The 16,005-nt window shown below is 66.9% G+C and carries 20 protein-coding genes; 13 read left to right on the forward strand and 7 right to left on the reverse strand.

Going from position 1 to position 16,005, the window contains the following annotated elements; genetic code table 11:
* Nucleotides 1-2: 2 nt before the first annotated feature.
* From tilS to ACWCOP_RS01055, 4 genes are all read right to left on the reverse strand, one after another.
* Entirely contained in the window at nucleotides 3-1,346 is a 1,344-nt protein-coding gene (tilS, locus tag ACWCOP_RS01040) for a tRNA lysidine(34) synthetase TilS (RefSeq protein WP_478249363.1), read from the reverse strand.
* Complete coding sequence (locus tag ACWCOP_RS01045; RefSeq protein ID WP_478249364.1) at nucleotides 1,346-2,287, reverse strand: tetratricopeptide repeat protein; 942 nt, start codon at nucleotides 2,285-2,287, stop codon at nucleotides 1,346-1,348. Before ACWCOP_RS01045 ends, tilS begins: the two co-directional genes overlap by 1 nt.
* Before the next feature lie 101 nt (nucleotides 2,288-2,388).
* Nucleotides 2,389-3,561, reverse strand: coding sequence for a cupin domain-containing protein (locus ACWCOP_RS01050; RefSeq protein ID WP_478249365.1), 1,173 nt, complete (start codon nucleotides 3,559-3,561; stop codon nucleotides 2,389-2,391).
* Nucleotides 3,562-4,164 carry a hypothetical protein gene (locus ACWCOP_RS01055; RefSeq protein ID WP_478249366.1) on the reverse strand — a complete coding sequence of 201 codons (603 nt, stop codon included), beginning with the start codon at nucleotides 4,162-4,164 and terminating at the stop codon, nucleotides 3,562-3,564.
* Nucleotides 4,165-4,514: 350 nt separating this feature from the next.
* Between ACWCOP_RS01055 and ruvC the strand changes: the two genes are divergently transcribed.
* The 10 genes from ruvC (at nucleotide 4,515) to pal (ending at nucleotide 12,019) form a co-directional block, all read left to right on the forward strand.
* The gene (gene ruvC, locus ACWCOP_RS01060; protein WP_478249367.1) at nucleotides 4,515-5,021 is read left to right on the forward strand and encodes a crossover junction endodeoxyribonuclease RuvC; all 507 of its coding nucleotides are present in this window, start codon (nucleotides 4,515-4,517) and stop codon (nucleotides 5,019-5,021) included.
* Nucleotides 5,018-5,650, forward strand: a complete 633-nt coding sequence (ruvA, locus tag ACWCOP_RS01065) for a Holliday junction branch migration protein RuvA (protein ID WP_478249368.1) — start codon at nucleotides 5,018-5,020, stop codon at nucleotides 5,648-5,650. Before ruvC ends, ruvA begins: the two co-directional genes overlap by 4 nt.
* A gap of 193 nt (nucleotides 5,651-5,843) precedes the next feature.
* Nucleotides 5,844-6,881 (forward strand): Holliday junction branch migration DNA helicase RuvB, encoded by a 1,038-nt coding sequence (ruvB, locus tag ACWCOP_RS01070; RefSeq protein WP_478249369.1) that lies wholly within the window; start codon nucleotides 5,844-5,846, stop codon nucleotides 6,879-6,881.
* Between the two features lie 38 nt (nucleotides 6,882-6,919).
* A complete protein-coding gene (locus tag ACWCOP_RS01075) occupies nucleotides 6,920-7,345 on the forward strand; it encodes a hypothetical protein (protein WP_478249370.1) in 426 nt (141 codons plus the stop codon).
* Entirely contained in the window at nucleotides 7,342-7,800 is a 459-nt protein-coding gene (gene ybgC / locus ACWCOP_RS01080; protein ID WP_478249372.1) for a tol-pal system-associated acyl-CoA thioesterase, read from the forward strand. Before ACWCOP_RS01075 ends, ybgC begins: the two co-directional genes overlap by 4 nt.
* A gap of 187 nt (nucleotides 7,801-7,987) precedes the next feature.
* Nucleotides 7,988-8,656 carry a MotA/TolQ/ExbB proton channel family protein gene (locus ACWCOP_RS01085; protein WP_478249373.1) on the forward strand — a complete coding sequence of 223 codons (669 nt, stop codon included), beginning with the start codon at nucleotides 7,988-7,990 and terminating at the stop codon, nucleotides 8,654-8,656.
* Nucleotides 8,657-9,094 (forward strand): ExbD/TolR family protein, encoded by a 438-nt coding sequence (locus ACWCOP_RS01090; RefSeq protein ID WP_478249374.1) that lies wholly within the window; start codon nucleotides 8,657-8,659, stop codon nucleotides 9,092-9,094.
* Between the two features lie 15 nt (nucleotides 9,095-9,109).
* Nucleotides 9,110-9,928, forward strand: a complete 819-nt coding sequence (locus tag ACWCOP_RS01095; protein WP_478249375.1) for a hypothetical protein — start codon at nucleotides 9,110-9,112, stop codon at nucleotides 9,926-9,928.
* Between the two features lie 58 nt (nucleotides 9,929-9,986).
* Entirely contained in the window at nucleotides 9,987-11,348 is a 1,362-nt protein-coding gene (tolB, locus tag ACWCOP_RS01100; protein WP_478249376.1) for a Tol-Pal system beta propeller repeat protein TolB, read from the forward strand.
* A 149-nt stretch (nucleotides 11,349-11,497) separates the two neighbouring features.
* A complete protein-coding gene (gene pal, locus ACWCOP_RS01105) occupies nucleotides 11,498-12,019 on the forward strand; it encodes a peptidoglycan-associated lipoprotein Pal (RefSeq protein WP_478249377.1) in 522 nt (173 codons plus the stop codon).
* Between the two features lie 153 nt (nucleotides 12,020-12,172).
* Here the strand turns inward: pal and ACWCOP_RS01110 are convergent, their stop codons facing one another.
* Nucleotides 12,173-12,385, reverse strand: coding sequence for a cold-shock protein (locus tag ACWCOP_RS01110; protein WP_478249378.1), 213 nt, complete (start codon nucleotides 12,383-12,385; stop codon nucleotides 12,173-12,175).
* A 236-nt stretch (nucleotides 12,386-12,621) separates the two neighbouring features.
* Here ACWCOP_RS01110 and ACWCOP_RS01115 point away from each other — a divergent pair, with 236 nt between their 5' ends.
* Entirely contained in the window at nucleotides 12,622-12,921 is a 300-nt protein-coding gene (locus ACWCOP_RS01115) for a hypothetical protein (protein WP_478249379.1), read from the forward strand.
* On the opposite strand, the gene ACWCOP_RS01120 is transcribed toward ACWCOP_RS01115, so the two are convergent.
* Nucleotides 12,911-13,408, reverse strand: a complete 498-nt coding sequence (locus tag ACWCOP_RS01120; RefSeq protein WP_478249380.1) for a TspO/MBR family protein — start codon at nucleotides 13,406-13,408, stop codon at nucleotides 12,911-12,913. The genes ACWCOP_RS01115 and ACWCOP_RS01120 overlap by 11 nt on opposite strands.
* 85 nt (nucleotides 13,409-13,493) lie before the next feature.
* A complete protein-coding gene (locus ACWCOP_RS01125; RefSeq protein WP_478249381.1) occupies nucleotides 13,494-13,952 on the reverse strand; it encodes a DUF192 domain-containing protein in 459 nt (152 codons plus the stop codon).
* 122 nt (nucleotides 13,953-14,074) lie between these two features.
* On the opposite strand from ACWCOP_RS01125, the gene ACWCOP_RS01130 reads away from it, so the two are divergent.
* Together ACWCOP_RS01130 and ACWCOP_RS01135 are read left to right on the forward strand one after the other, a co-directional pair.
* Nucleotides 14,075-15,076, forward strand: coding sequence for an aKG-HExxH-type peptide beta-hydroxylase (locus ACWCOP_RS01130; RefSeq protein WP_478249382.1), 1,002 nt, complete (start codon nucleotides 14,075-14,077; stop codon nucleotides 15,074-15,076).
* Complete coding sequence (locus ACWCOP_RS01135) at nucleotides 15,066-15,917, forward strand: FkbM family methyltransferase (RefSeq protein WP_478249383.1); 852 nt, start codon at nucleotides 15,066-15,068, stop codon at nucleotides 15,915-15,917. Before ACWCOP_RS01130 ends, ACWCOP_RS01135 begins: the two co-directional genes overlap by 11 nt.
* Nucleotides 15,918-16,005 lie beyond the last annotated feature (88 nt).

Consider the following 16,005-nt stretch of genomic DNA (forward strand, 5'->3'; position numbering starts at 1 on the left):
GTTCACGACCTCATATTGGATCGCGCCGGTCGTTTCGCCAGTGCGGCGCAGGCGCGCGCCTCGGCGAAAACGCCATCAAACCACGCCGAAGCCTTTAGCGCCACAAGTCGGGCGGCGATTCTCGCGTCGCACAGCAGATGCGTTTCACCGCCGGTCAGGTGTGAACCATCTGCAAGCACCGCGCCGCTCGCCGCGTCATGGGGCAGGGTGGCGCGAAACAGGCCGGGCGCGTCGTGAGGATCGAAGCCGGACTCAAAGCGGGCGGGCCGCCGCTCGCCCAGCATCTCGATTCGCGCCGGTCCGGTGATTTCAAACCGCCCGTCGAACACCCCGGTTTCAAACGCCTCAAGACGAAGGCTGGCGGCTTTTGGTCCGTCAGAGCGCGCATCGGCGCGGCCGGCCGCGCCGGGATCACGGCCCAGAACCCCGTCCGGGGTGAGCAACGCGCCGCCTCCGGTCCACGTCCGCCCGCGGCGCAGGGCGTCGAGCCCGGCGCGCACAAGGTCCGGCGCCGGTGCGGCTTGCCGGCCCGACACGGCCATAACCAGGGTCTGAAAGGCGCGCGCGGTTCCGATCGCCTCCGAAGCGTCTCGGTCGCGTGCAAAGGCGTCCGGATCCAGGAGCGCGCCGCCCCAGACGGTGAACCGGGCGCCGCGCTCGATGAGGGCGAGGGCGGCGGCGTCTTCGGCGGCTTGCGCGCGCCGGGCGGCGTCGCTGCGGTCCAGCAGGGAATGCGCCGCCCTTGCCGAGATCGGCGTCTGGCGCAGGCGCACCCGCTCATAGGCGGGATCGGCGTTGGAGGGGTCTTCGATCCAGTCTGCGCCGCTCCTGTGCAAAAAGCCGCGCAGCGTGTCGCGCGTAAGATCGAGGAAGGGGCGAGCGATCACCAGGCCGCGCCCCTCGGGCCAGACCGGGGACGGGTCCAGCGGGCCGGGGCCGACCAGGCTCGCCTGCGGACCGCCGCGCGAGGCGCGCATGCGCAAGGTCTCGATCCGGTCGTCCAGGGTATGGGCCAGGCACAGCGTAAACACGCCGTCGTTCCGGCACGCCTGCGCCAGAAGCCGGTGGCGTGCGGTTCGGGCATGGCCCTGGCCGGGCCGGGGCGCGTCCCAGTGCAGCAAACGGACCTGAGCTCCCTGCCTTGCTGCAAACGCGGCGGTGCGCCGGGCCTCGCCAGCGCTTTCAGGGCGCAGGGCGTGGTCGACGATATAGGCGTAAAGCAGAAGGTCCGGCGCGGCGGCGCGAAGCGCCAGTAGAAGAGCGGTGGAATCCCCCCCGCCCGAGAGGGCGAGTCCCAGACGGGGCGCCGGGCCGGTCGCCGGAAAGGGCGCTGTGCGCCCTGTCATCAGCTGCAGCCGATGCGTGCGCTTTCCCGGCTGGCCTTGCGGCGGGCCTCGGCGCCGGCGTTGGGAAACTCGCTCCCGAACGTGCCCAGCACCTGGCAGGCCCGGCCGGTTTCACCCAGCCCGGCCAGCGACGCGCCCAGGCGGACCAGCGCGTCGGGCGCCTGCTCGCCGCGCCGATCGGCGCGCAGCGAGGCGATATAGGAATCGGCTGCAGCGTCCAGGTCGCCGTTCACGAAATGGGTTTCGCCCAGCCAGTACCAGGCCTCGTCGGCGCGGGCATGGCTGGGATGGTCGGCGGTGAAAGCTTGAAACGCTTCGCGCGCGCCGGCGAAATCACCCTCCAGAAGGCGGGTCCGGCCACGTTGATAGAGCGCGTCGGGGTCCTGCACCTGGTTATCGCCGTCCAGCGCCGCCTCGCCGCCGCCCAGCTGGGCCGGCCCGCCGGCGGGGCCGGCGCCAGAAGATCCGCCACTCTGCGCCGTGGGCCGCTGGGCGCGGGCGCCGGACGGAGCCTGAAGCGGCTGAACGCTGTCGGCGCGCGCCTGGCCGAAAGGATCATTTGCATCGATTTCATTGGGCTCCAGCAGCGCCGGCCCGCCGCCGGAGCGTGGATCGCCGCCGCCGGGCTCGCCGCCTTCGATAAGCGCGTTCAACGTCCGCTGGAGCTGGTCCAGGCTGGCGCGCATCTGTCGGTTTTCAAACGCCAGGCGTTCGATCTCGCCGGTGAGCACGCGCTGCTCACGCTCCAGGGCGTCGACGCGCTCCATCAAGGTTTCAGCCACCGGATCGCCCTGCAGGGCGCGGCTTTCGATCTCGGCCAGGCGCGCCTCGGCGGCGTCCAGCCGGGCGGCCATCTCACGGCGCGATTGCGCGTCGGCCGGGGCGGCGAACGCTGCGATCAGTAAAAGGACCGGAGCGGCGAGCGCGAACAGGCGAAGCATGGCGTATCCCCCAGGAGGTCGGGCGGGTGGGTATTAGCGCGATATGATCCCGCTTCGATTGGCGAAATCAAGGCGGACGCAGCCCAGCTGCGGCGCCGGTCTCACGTGGGGCGCGCCACGCCAAAGGCGACGAGCCGCTCGATCGCGTCTACAGCCTTCGCCTCGCCCAGGCTTGCAAAATCAACCGCGCTTACAGGCTCTCCCGCCAGAAGCCTCTCCAGCGCCGCCTCGGCCGGCTCATCAAAGGTGACCACGCCGCCGGGGCTTACAAGGGCGACGTGATGGCCGTCCTCGGCCAGATGACAGGGCAGGCCCGCTCTTAGCTGGACGGTCAGCGCGCCGGCGCCGGGTCCGGCCAGCAGCGCGCCTGAGGTGTCGGCGAGGCGGGTCTCCACAAAGCGGTCGATGAAGAGGGCGGTCACCGCGTCCAGATCGGCGGCGTCGCGCACATGGTCCAGCGCCGCTTCGAAGGTCGACCGGAATGTGTCCGCGGAGACCGCGCCGGCGTGGAAGCCCGGAGGCAGGGCGCGGCGCATGCCCGGATCCTTCAGCGCCGCCTCGCTCACCGCCTCCAGAAGCCAGTCGGCCCAGGTTTTCGCCAGCACGCCGGTGGTCACATGCAGGCTCGGCCCGTCGGCGGCCTCATTCACAGCGTCGTGCATGATCCCGCGCGGGAGGTAGAGGACGTCGCCGGGCGACAGCACCAGTTCTTCGCGCAGGGCCCCCGCCTCATATCCGCCGGGGGTGAAGCGCTCGCCGCGAAACACCGTTCCGGCCGGGGCGTCATAGAGGCGCCAGCGCTTGGTCCCCTCCACCTGCAGCACGAAGACGTCGTGATTGTCGAAATGGGTCTGGAAGCCCTGGGCGTTGGGCGGGGTGAGATAGATATTGGTCTGCACCGGGTGGGAGAGCTCGGCCTCCAGGCTGCGGCACAGATCAGCCAGGGGGCGCTCGCGCCGGTTCAGCTGGGGCAGGATCAGCGTCGCGCCCTTCTGGTACTGGCGCGCCACCAGTCCCGGATCGGCGTGGCCGGACTCGGTGAGATAATGGCGCGGCTCTATCTTGGGCTCGGCGCGGGCCATGGAGAGCTGGTCGCCGGTGAAGACCTGCTCGCTGAGAAGCGCGTCGATGCGCGCGGTGGAGATCAGCCCGGAAAACCGCGCCGGGTCGCCGCGCACATGCAGCGGTCGTCTTTCATAAATGTCGGCGAAGAAGGCGGCCCGATCATGGGGGGCGAGAAGCGCGGCCAGGTGAACGGGCGAAGCGGCGTTCATCTAGCCGCAGCGGCGCCCGGCGCCTGACGGATCGGCGTAGGTTCCATAGTCGGAATCCGAGCAACTCCGCGATCCGCGACCCTGCCCTGTCGGATCGGCGTAGGCCCCGCTGTCGGAATCGGTGACGCCGCGCGATCCCCGGCCGCGCCCCGTGGGGTCGGCATAGGCTCCGCTATCGGAATCGGTGACGCCGCGCGATCCGCGGCCCCGCCCGGACGGATCGGCGTAGGCGCCGCTGTCTGCGTCCGTGATCCCGGAATTGTAGCCGCCGCAATTGCGGCCCTGACCGCCGGGGTCGGCATAGGCCCCGCTATCGCTGTCGGAGCAGCCGCCATTATAGCCGCTGCAGCTGCGCCCGCCGTCGACCGGATCGGCGTAGGGGCCGGCGTCGGAGTCGGTGCATGCATATCCTGCAGCCGCGCCGCGGCGGCCATAGCCGCCTGCATCGGCGTAGGCGCCCGCGTCTGAGTCGGTGAGGCCGGTATAGTAGCCGCCGCCGGTGGTGGCGCAGCCGGTGAGCGCGCCCGACCCGATGACCGCGCCGGCCCCGGCGACGCTTGTCAGGAAGGATCGCCGCGACAGCGCACGCTTCTTGTTCGCCATAACCGGTTCTCCACATCAGCCGCCCGGGGGTCAGGCCCTGGATCCTGGCCCCAGAGCCAGGCCCTGGATCAAGGTCCAAGGGTCAAGCCCCTGAAATATTCAATGGTGAAGCCTATGCACGAAATTTCCCGCCCGCCAGCGCAAACCCGCGGCCGGACCCTAAAAAGCCCTGCCGGGCGAACCTGGCGAGGCCTTTAGGTGGATCGTCTGCGAACGCCTCGCGACTGGCGGCGCTAATCTTCACCCGGAATGACCGCTGCGCCCGGCGCTGCTTTTGCCGCACCGCCGGCTGAGCCGGGGGGCGTGGCGCAGGGCGGCACAGGAGGCGAGACGGGGAGAACGAAACGAGTATGCTTAAGGCCATGGTTGGCGCGATTCGCATTCTTGGGATCGATCCGGGGCTCAACGCCACCGGATGGGGCGTGATCGTCCAGGACGGCGCGCGCCTGCGCCATGTGGCTCACGGCGTCATCAAGGCGCCGGCGAAAGCGGCCATGGCGGTGCGCCTGTGCTTTATCTTCGAGGCCGTGGAGCAGCTTCTGGCCGACCACAAGCCCCATGAAGCGGCGGTGGAGGATCAGTTCGTCAGCGCCAATGCCGGAACAGCCCTGAAGCTGGGCCAGGCGCGCGCGGCGGCCATGCTCGCCCCGGCGCGCGCCGGCCTGCCCGTGAGCGAATACGCGCCGCGCCTTGTTAAAAAGGCGGTGGTGGGAACCGGCGCGGCGGAGAAGGCCCAGGTGGCGGCCATGATCTCCATCCTCCTGCCGGGCGCGAAGGCTGAGGCCGACGCCGCCGACGCCCTCGCCGTCGCCATCTGCCACGCCAACCATCGTTCAGTGCGAAAGGCCGCTTCATGATCGGCAAGCTAAAGGGGATCGTCGACAGCGTCGGCGAAGACGAGGCCGTGATCGATGTGAACGGCGTTGGCTATCTGGTTCTCGCCGGCGCAAAGACATTGGCGCGGCTGGAGGCCGGCAAGCCGGTCGTCCTGCATATCGAGACCTATGTGCGCGAAGACCAGCTGAAGCTGTTCGGCTTTCTGTCTGAATCAGACCGCGCCTGGTTTGTCCGCCTGCAATCGGTCCAGGGCGTGGGCGCGAAGCACGCGCTTTCCATGCTGGACGTGGTCAGCGCGGCCGAGATCGAAAGCGCTGCGGCGCTGGGCGACAGCTCCACGTTCGAGCGCGCCAAGGGGGTGGGCAGGAAACTCGCCCAGCGCATTTCCGCCGAATTGAAAGACAAGGCGCCGCCGCCGGGCCGCTCGCTGGGGGCCGGCGCCCACGGTCTGAACGCCGCGCTGGGAACCGCGCCGGCGGCGGACGAGGTCATGAGCGGCGCGCGCGAGGCCGCCGTCAGCGCGCTGATCAATCTGGGTTATGGCGAAAGCGATGCGCGCCGCGCCGTGGCCCAAATCAGCCGCGACCTTGGCGGCGAGGCCGGGGAAGGCGCCTTGATCAAGGGCGCGCTCAAGGAGCTGGCGCGGTGAGCGTCCGCCGCTTCCTTCGCTTCCTTTCCTGTCATCCCGGCCAAGCCTACCGCGCGGGCCCAGAGCCGGGACCTGACAGGTTGGGCGGTTGGCGCTCCGCCGGCCGGTGTATGAGGTCCCGGATCGACTACGCCGTCCGGGATGACATTAGGAGAGGGATGACAAAGCGAGAGGATCATGGGAAGGCCCGCCCATGACTGACGAATCCCGCATCATCACCTCAGACGAGACCGCGGGTGACGGGCGCGACAAGGCGCTGCGTCCGCTCTCGTTTGACGATTTCGTCGGGCAGAAGACCGCGATCGCAAACCTGGGAGTGTTCGTGAAGGCCGCCGGGCGCCGAGGCGAGGCGCTGGATCACGTGCTGCTCTCCGGCCCGCCGGGCCTGGGCAAGACGACGCTGGCCCAGATCGTCGCCAAGGAGCTGGGCGTGAACTTTCGCGCCACCTCCGGGCCGGTGATCGCAAAAGCCGGCGATCTCGCCGCGATCCTCACCAATCTTGAAGAGCGCGACGTGCTGTTCATCGACGAGATTCACCGCCTGCTTCCGGTGGTGGAGGAGATCCTCTATCCCGCCATGGAGGATTTCTGCCTGGATCTGGTGATCGGCGAGGGGCCCAGCGCGCGCACCGTACGCATTGACCTGCCGCCCTTCACGCTGATCGGCGCGACCACCCGCGCCGGGCTATTGGCCACGCCCCTCCGGGACCGGTTCGGCGTGCCGGTTCGGCTGGAATTCTACTCCACCGAAGAGCTCGCCAGCATTGTGGCGCGCGGCGCCCGCAAGCTGGGCGCCGCCATGAGCGAGGACGGCGCGCTGGAGATCGCCAAGCGGGCCCGGGGCACGCCGCGCGTGGCCGGGCGCCTCTTGCGCCGCGTGCGTGATTTCACTGAGGCGGAGGGCGCCGAGATCATTGATCAGGCGTCCGCTGACCGGGCGCTGAAACGCCTGGAGGTGGACGAGATCGGGCTGGACAGCCTGGACCGGCGCTATCTGAAAATCCTCATCGAGGCGTTCAATGGCGGCCCGGCCGGTCTCGACACCCTCGCGGCGGCCTGCGCGGAGGCCCGCGACGCCATCGAGGACGTGGTGGAGCCCTTCCTGATCCAGCAAGGCTTCATCCAGCGCACGCCAAGGGGGCGTGTGGCGGCTTCGCGCGCGTGGACTCATATGGGCCTGCAGCCGCCCCAAAGCGCCGCGGGGGACGCGGATCTATTCCAGGAGCCGTGACGCAGATGTCTGGACCGCCGAAAAGACCGACCATAAGGATGCTTGCCTGTATCGGTATCCTTACGCTCTTGGCGCTTCATTTCATTGGGCCCTGGTGGGCGTTGCAAATTAGCGGACCGATACCCGAATCCGCTCCCCATGTCCCGCGTACGCCGCTCGGTCTCGACGGCCATCTTTGGCTAAATTTCAGCCGTTTTGGGCTGGGAGCGCTGGCGCTGGCGCTGGCGCTCATCGTGGCTAAAAGCAGATTTGGCCTTACCGTCGCTTGGTTTTACAGCCTGATCGCCGGTCTCCTCGTTGATGAACTTCTGTATCTTGACCCCTCATGGGGACCTTACGAAAAGCTCTGGCCATTCGTCTGCTACCGGGGGTTTGTGGTCGGGTTGGTGATTATTCTACTGATCTGGACAGTTATGGCGTACTTGCGGTGGCTTAACGATGGTCTGCAGGATTCGCGGCTATGACAAAGAATGAGTCAGACATTCCCACCTCCGGAGCCTGGTCCGGCGGCGTGCACCGTCTGGCGGTGCGGGTTTATTACGAGGACACCGACTTCACCGGGGTGGTGTATTACGCCAACTACCTCAAATTCCTCGAGCGCGGCCGCAGCGACGCGCTGCGCAGCGCCGGCGTGCGCCATGACGATCTGCTGCAGCTGGAGACGCCTCTGGGCTTTGTGGTGCGCAAGATCACGGCGGAGTATCTCAAGCCTGCGCGCATTGACGACGCGCTGATCATCGAGACGCGGTTCACCGCGGCGAAGGCCGCACGCTTAAGCGTGGAGCAGAGCGTTCTGCGCGGCGATGAAATCCTGCTCACCGCCAGCGTCGACGCGGCTTGCATTGATCTGTCCGGCCGGCCCAGACGCCTGCCGAAACCGGCCGCAGAGGCGATCGCCAGGGCGTCCGTCTGGAGCTGACGCGCAAGCGCAACGCAGCGGCTGCTGCGAAACCGTCGCCGCGCCCCCAAAAAACCGCCGCATTCATATTCATTCAATGAATTCCCAGTGACGTCCCCGGTGCGGCGCTTGGCGCGGGCCTTGCGTCCCGTTACACCTCGCGTCGGGGAAATCTTGATACTGCGCCACAAGGGCGCGTCCAGAAGGGTTGAGACTGATCGTTATGGAAAGCGTCGCTGTGGATCTGGCCAGTCCGGCCCAGGAATTGACCATCGTCTATCTGTTCATGCGCGCCGATATCGTCGTGAAGCTGGTGATGGCGATCCTGGTGGTCATGTCGATCTGGTCCTGGGCCGTCGCCATTGAGAAGGCGATGCAGCTCAGAACCCAGCACGGCAAAGCCAAGAAGTTCGAGCGCGAATTCTGGTCGGGAACCTCCCTGGACGAGCTGGCCAGCCGCCACGGGCGCGACGCGAAACATCCGTTCGGACGCGTGCTCGCCGCCGCCATGCGCGACTGGGACAGCTTCGCAGTCGCCAAGTCCGGCGGCGCCGAGGCCAATCGCGAACTGTCAAAGATGGAAAGCGGGCTGGGCGTTCTGGCCATCATCGGCTCGTCGGCGCCCTTCATCGGCCTGTTCGGCACGGTGTGGGGGATCATGAACGCTTTCCGCGCCATCGCCGCCACTGAAAACACCTCGCTGGCCGTCGTGGCGCCGGGCATCGCCGAGGCGCTGTTCGCCACCGCGCTGGGCCTGCTGGCGGCGATTCCGGCGGTGATCTTCTTCAACGCCCTGTCCTCAAGCCTCTCCAAGTACGCCTCGAAGCTGGAAGGCTTTGTGGACGATCTGTCCGCCATGGCCGGCCGGGAGAGCTAGATGGCCGGCGGAGTAGACACCAGTTCGCGCACGTCTAACGGCCGCCGGCGGTTCAAGCCGTCCGCCGAGATCAACGTCACGCCCTTCGTGGACGTGATGCTGGTGCTCTTGATCGTGTTCATGGTCTCAGCGCCGCTTCTGACCGTGGGGGTCGAGGTGGACCTGCCCGACACCGAGGCGCGCGCCATGACCACCAGCGAGGAACCGTTGACGGTCACCATTCAGGCGGACGGGACGCTGTTTCTCATGGAGACCCCGATCCGGTACGACGAGCTGAGCCCGCGCCTGCGCGCGATCTCCGGCGCCGGGTCTCAGGCGCGGATCTATATCCGCGCCGATGACGGCGTGCCCTATGGCGAGGTGATGCGGGTGATGGCCCGGATATCCGCGGATGGCTACGCCAATATCGGCCTCGTCACCGACCCGGTAAGCGACTAGGAGGAGGCCGGCTGGATGCGCCAGGTCCTCGGCCTGCTTATCTCGGCGGGACTGCATGCGGGGCTCGTCGCCTCCGCGCTGATCTATTTTCCTGCTGCGACGCGTTTTGCAGAAGAGATCAATGTCGTGCCGGTGGAGTTGGTGACGCTCGCCGATAACACCAATGTGCGCGCCGCCCGCCGCGAGCCGGAACCCGAGCCCGAAACGGTGGAGGAGGAGACTCCGGCGGAGACCGCGCCCGAGCCGGACGCCGCGCCCGACCCTGAACCGATCCAGCCCGAAGCCGAGCCGGAAGTGATCCCGCCCGAACCTGAGCCGGTTCCGCCAGAACCAGAACAGGAACCGGAGCCCGAGCCCGAGCCGGTTCAGCCCGAACCCGAGCCGCGCCGGCCGGCCCCGGAGCCGCAGCGGCCCGGCCTTGATCTTGACGGGCTTTCGGATCTGGTGGACCGCTCTCGCGAGCAGCGGCCGCAGGGCGAGCAGGCCGACGAGGCTCGCCAACGATCGGGCGCCGGAACCGCCATGACGGCGACCCTGCAGGCCATGGCCGCCGGCCAGATCCAGCGCTGCACCCGCTCCAACGCCGATGCGCCGGTGAACATGGACCTGGCCGTCGTCGTGGAGGTGCGCCTGGAGCGCAACGGCCAGCTGTCCGAACCGCCGCGCCTGAAGGACGCCGCGCGCATCGTCAACTCGCCCAACCCGTTCATGCGGGTGGCCGGTGAGCGTGCGCTGCGCGCGGTGATCGACTGCGCGCCCTATGACCTGCCGGCTGCGAACTACGCTGAATGGCGCCTTCTTGAGGTCAATGTTGATACGCAACGTGGCCGCTGACTTGCATCCTTCCCCGTCCGCCATCTCTGTGACTGGCGCTGAAGCTGGAGACCCGACGATGATCGTCCTTTTCGCCCGCCGTTTCGCGCCGGTGCTCGCCGCGCTGCTGGCTGCGGCCGCGCTTTGCGCGCCGGCTTTCTCCCAGACTCCGCTGCGCGTAGACGTGACCGAGGGGCATCTCGACCCCATGCCCATCGCGATCACCGATTTCTTTGGAGCCGACGGTCGGGCTGAAGCGGCCGGGGCCGATATTTCCCGGGTGGTGACCAATAATCTGCGCGACTCTGGGTTGTTCGCTCCGGTGGATCGCGACGCCTTCATCGAGGAGATCGCGGATATCGATCTGCGCCCGCGCTTCGGCGACTGGCGGGTGATCGAAGCCTCGGCCCTGCTGGTGGGCGAGGTGACGATGGAGAGCGAGGAGCGCATGACCGTGGCGTTCCGGCTGTGGGACACCGCCACCGAGCAGCAGATGCTGGGCCTGCAATTCGTCACCAGCCCGGATAACTGGCGGCGCATCGCCCACAAGGTTTCCGACGCGGTGTATGAGCGCCTCACCGGGGAAGAGGGCTATTTCGACACCCGCATCATCTATGTCTCTGAAGGGACCGGGCCGAACAACGAGCCGATCCGGCGCCTGGCGGTGATGGATCAGGACGGCGCCAACCCCTCCTTCCTGACCAGCCGGGATTACATGGCGCTGCTGCCCAACTATGCGCCGAACGCTCAGCAGATCACCTATGTGAGCTTCCGCGACGGGCAGGCCACCAGCTATCTGTATGATCTTGAGACCGGACGTCAGGAAGCGCTGTTTGACGCCGGGCCCGGCCTGGCCGAAGGCGGCCAGTCGCTGTCGGCGCGCTTCCACCCCAACGGCCGCGAGCTGGTGGTCAGCGCCGAACGCCGCGGCGGCCATGACTTGTTCAGGTTTGATCTGCGCATGCGCACGCTGCGCCAGCTCACCAGCCATCCGGCCGATGATGTGGAGCCGTCCTACTCGCCCGACGGCGACCAGGTGGTGTTCTCCTCCTCACGCTCGGGCCAGTCCCAGCTTTATGTGATGAACGCCGACGGCACCAACCCGGTTCGCATCAGCTTCGGGGAAGGGCGTTACACCGCGCCGGTCTGGTCGCCGCGTGGCGATCTGGTGGTGTTCACCAAGCAGCATCAGGGGCGATTCATGCTCGGCGTCGTCGACGCCGACGGATCCGGTGAGGAGCGCATTCTCTACGAGGGCTATTACGTCGACACGCCCGCCTGGTCGCCCAACGGCCGTGTGCTGCTGTTCACGCGCGGCGATCCAAACCCGAACGGCACAGAATATTCGATCTGGAGCGTGGACCTGGCCGGGTTCAATCTACGCCGCCTGCCCACCGAGGGGGCAGCGTCTGATCCGGCCTGGTCTCCCTTGATTGATTAATGAAAAAGAGTATACGGTCGCACTCGATTGCGTTGAAGAGGGGCGGCGCTTTCGCCGATTAAGGGCTGCTTAAGAGACCAATGCGTCGATGGACGCGAACAGCCGGCGGGGCGGGAAATCCCGACGGCGTTTAAGAGGGACGACCTATCATGAAGCGTTATGCTTTCGCCGCCATGGCCAGCCTGGGCCTGCTCGTCAGCGCCTGCGCCAGCCAGCCTGACCCCATCGTTGACCCCGATCCCGAGCCCGTTCAGGACCGCGTCGTACAAGATACGACCCCGGTTGAACCGGGTCCGACGCCGGGTTCGGTGGAAGATTTCGAAGTCACCGCCGGAGATCGTGTGTTTTATGGCTATGACCAGTATACGCTGACCACTGAAGCGCGCGAGACCCTGCGCCGTCAGGCGGCCTGGCTCGCCAGCTATCCGTCGGTCCGCGTTCTGCTCGCCGGCAACGCCGACGAACGCGGCACCCGCGAGTACAACCTCGCGCTCGGTGCGCGCCGCGCCAACGCCGCCCGCGACTTCCTGGTCAGCCAGGGCGTGGATCCGGCTCGCATCCAGACCGTTTCCTACGGCAAGGAACAGCCCGTGTGCCGGGAGTCCAACGAGCGCTGCTGGGCGCTGAACCGGAACGCCACCTCGGTGATCCAGTCCGGCTCCATGTCCTGAGGCCTTGAGTTTCGAAACTCTGGCGTCAGTGCTTAGTGATCAACGCCCGCAGGCTTCGCCTGCGGGCGTTTTTCTTTTTTGCGCGCTTCGGCCCAAACAAAAACGCCGCGCCGGGCGACCGGCGCGGCGTTTCGCCGGAGATGATACGCGCGCCTACTCGACCGCGTGCAGATTGACCGCCTTGGGGCCCTTGCCGCGGCGATCGGGCTCGGTGTCGAACCCGACGCGCTGGCCGTCCTTAAGATCGGCCATGCCGGAGTCTTTTACAGCCGTGATATGAACGAAGACGTCATCGCCGCCCTCGTCCGGGGTGATGAAACCGAAGCCTTTATCGGCGTTGAAAAACTTCACGGTGCCCGTGGTCATCGAAGGGGTGCCTTTCCCGTACCGGCGCGGCGTCCCGCGCATAGAAAACTAACGCGCGGCGTCCCGCGGACGGCATGCGGACTGTGGGTCGGGGAAGGAAAGGAGGTCGGGCGTGTCGGCACGCGGAAGGCTCGCTATTTTCTTCACCGGGCCTTGTTCAGGCCGCTTGTGCGCCTCACACTATGCCTGAAATTCAGGGCGCTCACAAGCAACGCCGCAAGAAAGGCCCGGTCACCGTGACACGCAGACGTTCACGCCTACTCGCCGCAAAGGAGCGCCAACAGCGCGCCGATGACGGTCCGGACCCGGCCGCCATGATGCGTCTGGCCGGGCTCGGAGCGATGCTGTTGATCTTCGTGGCGGTGGGCGCCGGCTTTCAGGGCGAGCGCGTGACCTCCATCATCGCAGAAATCGCCGCGCGCCTGGGGCCGCTGGCCGAGCCGGCGGTTCTGGGGTTGAGCGCGCTGGAGGTGGCGGGCGGGCTTGCGATCCTCGCCGTGCTGTGCGCCGGGCTGTGGCGCGCCTTCAGGCGTTGAGCCGCCAGGTGGTCCAAGACAGCGCCAGCGCAAACCCCAGCCAGCCCTGAAGCGGCAGAAGCAGCGCCGCCGCGGCGGCGCTGGCGCGCAAGGTCAGCCAGATCACAGGCAATCCGGCAAGGAAGGCGACCACCGTCACGGTGAAGCCGTTGGAGACATTCTGAAGGCCGAAATAGAACCAGGTCCAGCTCACGCAGATCGCCCACCAGGCGATCACGCCTGCGCGGGCGGCGCGCCTCCGCCCGGCCTCGTCGGAGCGGTCGATCAGGAAGGCGGCAACCGCCATCAATGCAAACAGCGCGATCCACGCCCCGCCGATCACCGCGCCGGGCGGCGACCAGGACGGGTTGTCCAGCGTGCGCGACCAGGCCGCGCCGCCTGATGAAAAGATCCAGGCGTTCAGACCCGCCGCCGCACCGACAAAGACGAGGAAATAGAGCAACAGCCGGCCGGCCTGGGGCCGCGGTTTGCGGAAGATGTGCGCCACGCTCGCTCCTTGCCGTTTCGCCCCCGCGAACAGGGCCATGCTAGCACGGGTGCGGCCGGTCAAAAGGGGCTATTCGGTGGCGGGTTCACGTCCATTCAAGCCGGGCGCCGGCCGTCAGGCCGAGCCGGGCAGCGTCTCCGGCGTTTACCTCAAGGACGCCGGACACGAACCCTGGAGACCAATACATCCGCTCACCGCCCGGCGGCGCCGCCTGGATGACGCCCGTCACGACATCGTCCACACCGATGAAAATAATATCCAGCGCGATAAGGGCGTCGAGCATCCACAACCGCGCCGGCGCGGCGGGACGTGACGGCAGATAGAAGCCGGCGCCGGGGGCCAGCGATCGACGGTTGGAGAGGCCCGTCTCTTTCTCCGCCTGCGACTCGGCGATTTCGACCTGGACTGGAGCCGATTTGGAGCCGTTGGGGCTGGAGAAAACAATCTGCGCCGTTATCACATCGATCCTCCGGAGGTTGTAATCTCGTAGAGATGGTGATATATTAATAATACAACCTTGATAACCATGGAAGGAGTTCTCCATGCCTAATGCCAAAACCGACGATCAACGCAAGCCGGTCGCCTTGGACACCCGCAAGGTGTTCCGCTTGTTCAATCGCCCGGTTCAGCCGGTCACCGATCAGAATAACTAGGGGTCGCCGCCGCATGTCGACCGCTTCGATGGACCTGTTCTCCGTCGAACCTGATCGGGCGCGCGCCGAAGCGGTGTCGCGCCCGATTGATGTTCGGCTCCGTAAAAGCTTCGAACATCTTTTCCACGTCGCCGGGCGGCGCGTTGGAGATACGAGTGAATTCGCCGAATGGCTTGCGTCCGGCGCGCCGCTGCGCGGGATGGCCCATGTGGTGCACGCACAGCTCCTGACCGCGCTGGAGCTTGGTGATGAATACTTGCTGGCTCGCGTAGCGGACGCAATTGCACAGTGGCCGGGTGAGCACCGGTCCTTGGCGGTGACCAGCCTGTTCGGCGGCGACCGACCCTATGTACTGGACACCTTGTACTTTGATGTTTGCGACGAAGGATCGCGTCGGACCTACGGGCATTTTCTTGACGCCGACCCGCTGAATGATGACGAACGCCTGACCTCAAAGCCTGCGTTGCAGAAGGCCGTGCGGCGCTGGGCCAGGGCGGACCCGGAGGGGTATGCCGAAGCCAGCGCATTGATCTCTGAACTGATCCTCGTCCATTCCGACACCAGCAACGCGGGCTCGTCTGCGGCGGCCCTGGGTTTGGTGCGCATCAGCCACCTGAAACCCGGACAGGGATGGTCGCGCTATTTTGAAGCGCTCGCCCACGAAGCGGGACACCAGATTCTCAACCTGCTCCTTTCGGTCGATCCAATGATCGAAAATGATCAGGAGCGTCTTTACCGATCTCCGCTTCGCCAGGAGTCGAGACCGCTGACAGCGATCCTACACGCCGGCTTTGTCCTGGCCCGCACGCTGCGCGCCATTCGCCGACTGGAAGCGGACTCTCTTTATGATCCGGCCACCGACGAGGTTGTCAGCGCCTACAACAACGCCAGAAACGAGGCGAGTTTCGCAGCCAAATTTGAAGATTGTCGCGCTACCCTGGCCGCCCATGCCCAGTTCACCGGGCAGGGTCAGCGCTTCTTCGACGCCCTTCCTGGGCTCGCCTATGACGCATGAAGCCCCGTCCGGCGTGTTCGCCGGCCTGTTTCCGGAACGCCGGCCTGTCAAAGTCGTCGACGTGGGCGCCGCGCGCTTTACCGACACGCGTGAGCCCTACCTCGCCGCGGCGCGGGCGGGGCGCCTTGAAGTCGTTGGTTTCGAGGCGCGCGCTGAGGCGCGCGCCGGTGCGCCCGACGGCGCCCGGTGGACAATCCATGAGGCGGTGATAGGTGCCGGAGGCCCAGCCCAATTGCGCGTTTGCGCGCATACGGGCATGTCGTCCTTGCGCGAACCATCGCCGGTCATTTGCGCTGATTTTCAGGGTTTTGACGCGGGACTTGAGGTGATCGAGCGGCGCAAGGTGACGACCAGGGCACTTGACGACCTGGAACCGGCGCGAGGCGCGGATTTGATAGCCATTGATGTTCAAGGCGCCGAGGCGGAGGTGTTGGCGGGGGCGCACCGCACGCTCGGCTGCGCGGTCGCCGTGGAGATCGAGCTGCAGATCGTGGAGCAATACCAGGGGCAGCCGGACTGGATCGATCTGGGAGCAGACCTGCGCAATCTCGGCTTCATCCTGCACTCAGTCCTCGGATATGGCTCCCGCCCGCCGCGGTCGATCCTGGTTCAAGACGAAACCGCGCCTGGGTCCCAATGGCTCTGGGCCGATGCGCTGTTCATCCGCGCGCCCCACACATGGCGCAGTCTCGCGCCGGCCAAGCTGGAGGCGCTCGCGATTCTTCTTGGCGACATTTACGGCGCGCCGGATATGGCCCTGCACGCCCTGTCGTTCCACCACGATGGAGACCGGCTGCGGAGCATCGCGATCCAGGCTTACAACGACGCCGGGCAACGGTGAGGTCCTGCTCGCTTTCGCGTTAATGCGGTTCCGGGCTCGCGTCTTTACCGTCACGATCACTTTGATCCGAGACGTGGGCGCGCACCGG

Source organism: Apolloniradiicaulis salifontis (assembly GCF_053756655.1).

Excerpts from the sequence above, each read along its gene's own strand:
- tilS (WP_478249363.1), bottom strand. The coding sequence starts at position 1,346 with ATGACAGGGCGCACAGCGCCCTTTCCGGCGACCGGCCCGGCGCCCCGT.
- ACWCOP_RS01045 (WP_478249364.1), bottom strand. The coding sequence starts at position 2,287 with ATGCTTCGCCTGTTCGCGCTCGCCGCTCCGGTCCTTTTACTGATCGCA.
- ACWCOP_RS01050 (WP_478249365.1), bottom strand. The coding sequence starts at position 3,561 with ATGAACGCCGCTTCGCCCGTTCACCTGGCCGCGCTTCTCGCCCCCCAT.
- ACWCOP_RS01055 (WP_478249366.1), bottom strand. The coding sequence starts at position 4,164 with ATGGCGAACAAGAAGCGTGCGCTGTCGCGGCGATCCTTCCTGACAAGC.
- ruvC (WP_478249367.1), top strand. The coding sequence starts at position 4,515 with ATGCTTAAGGCCATGGTTGGCGCGATTCGCATTCTTGGGATCGATCCG.
- ruvA (WP_478249368.1), top strand. The coding sequence starts at position 5,018 with ATGATCGGCAAGCTAAAGGGGATCGTCGACAGCGTCGGCGAAGACGAG.
- ruvB (WP_478249369.1), top strand. The coding sequence starts at position 5,844 with ATGACTGACGAATCCCGCATCATCACCTCAGACGAGACCGCGGGTGAC.
- ACWCOP_RS01075 (WP_478249370.1), top strand. The coding sequence starts at position 6,920 with ATGCTTGCCTGTATCGGTATCCTTACGCTCTTGGCGCTTCATTTCATT.
- ybgC (WP_478249372.1), top strand. The coding sequence starts at position 7,342 with ATGACAAAGAATGAGTCAGACATTCCCACCTCCGGAGCCTGGTCCGGC.
- ACWCOP_RS01090 (WP_478249374.1), top strand. The coding sequence starts at position 8,657 with ATGGCCGGCGGAGTAGACACCAGTTCGCGCACGTCTAACGGCCGCCGG.
- ACWCOP_RS01095 (WP_478249375.1), top strand. The coding sequence starts at position 9,110 with ATGCGCCAGGTCCTCGGCCTGCTTATCTCGGCGGGACTGCATGCGGGG.
- tolB (WP_478249376.1), top strand. The coding sequence starts at position 9,987 with ATGATCGTCCTTTTCGCCCGCCGTTTCGCGCCGGTGCTCGCCGCGCTG.
- pal (WP_478249377.1), top strand. The coding sequence starts at position 11,498 with ATGAAGCGTTATGCTTTCGCCGCCATGGCCAGCCTGGGCCTGCTCGTC.
- ACWCOP_RS01110 (WP_478249378.1), bottom strand. The coding sequence starts at position 12,385 with ATGACCACGGGCACCGTGAAGTTTTTCAACGCCGATAAAGGCTTCGGT.
- ACWCOP_RS01125 (WP_478249381.1), bottom strand. The coding sequence starts at position 13,952 with ATGGAGAACTCCTTCCATGGTTATCAAGGTTGTATTATTAATATATCA.
- ACWCOP_RS01130 (WP_478249382.1), top strand. The coding sequence starts at position 14,075 with ATGTCGACCGCTTCGATGGACCTGTTCTCCGTCGAACCTGATCGGGCG.
- ACWCOP_RS01135 (WP_478249383.1), top strand. The coding sequence starts at position 15,066 with ATGACGCATGAAGCCCCGTCCGGCGTGTTCGCCGGCCTGTTTCCGGAA.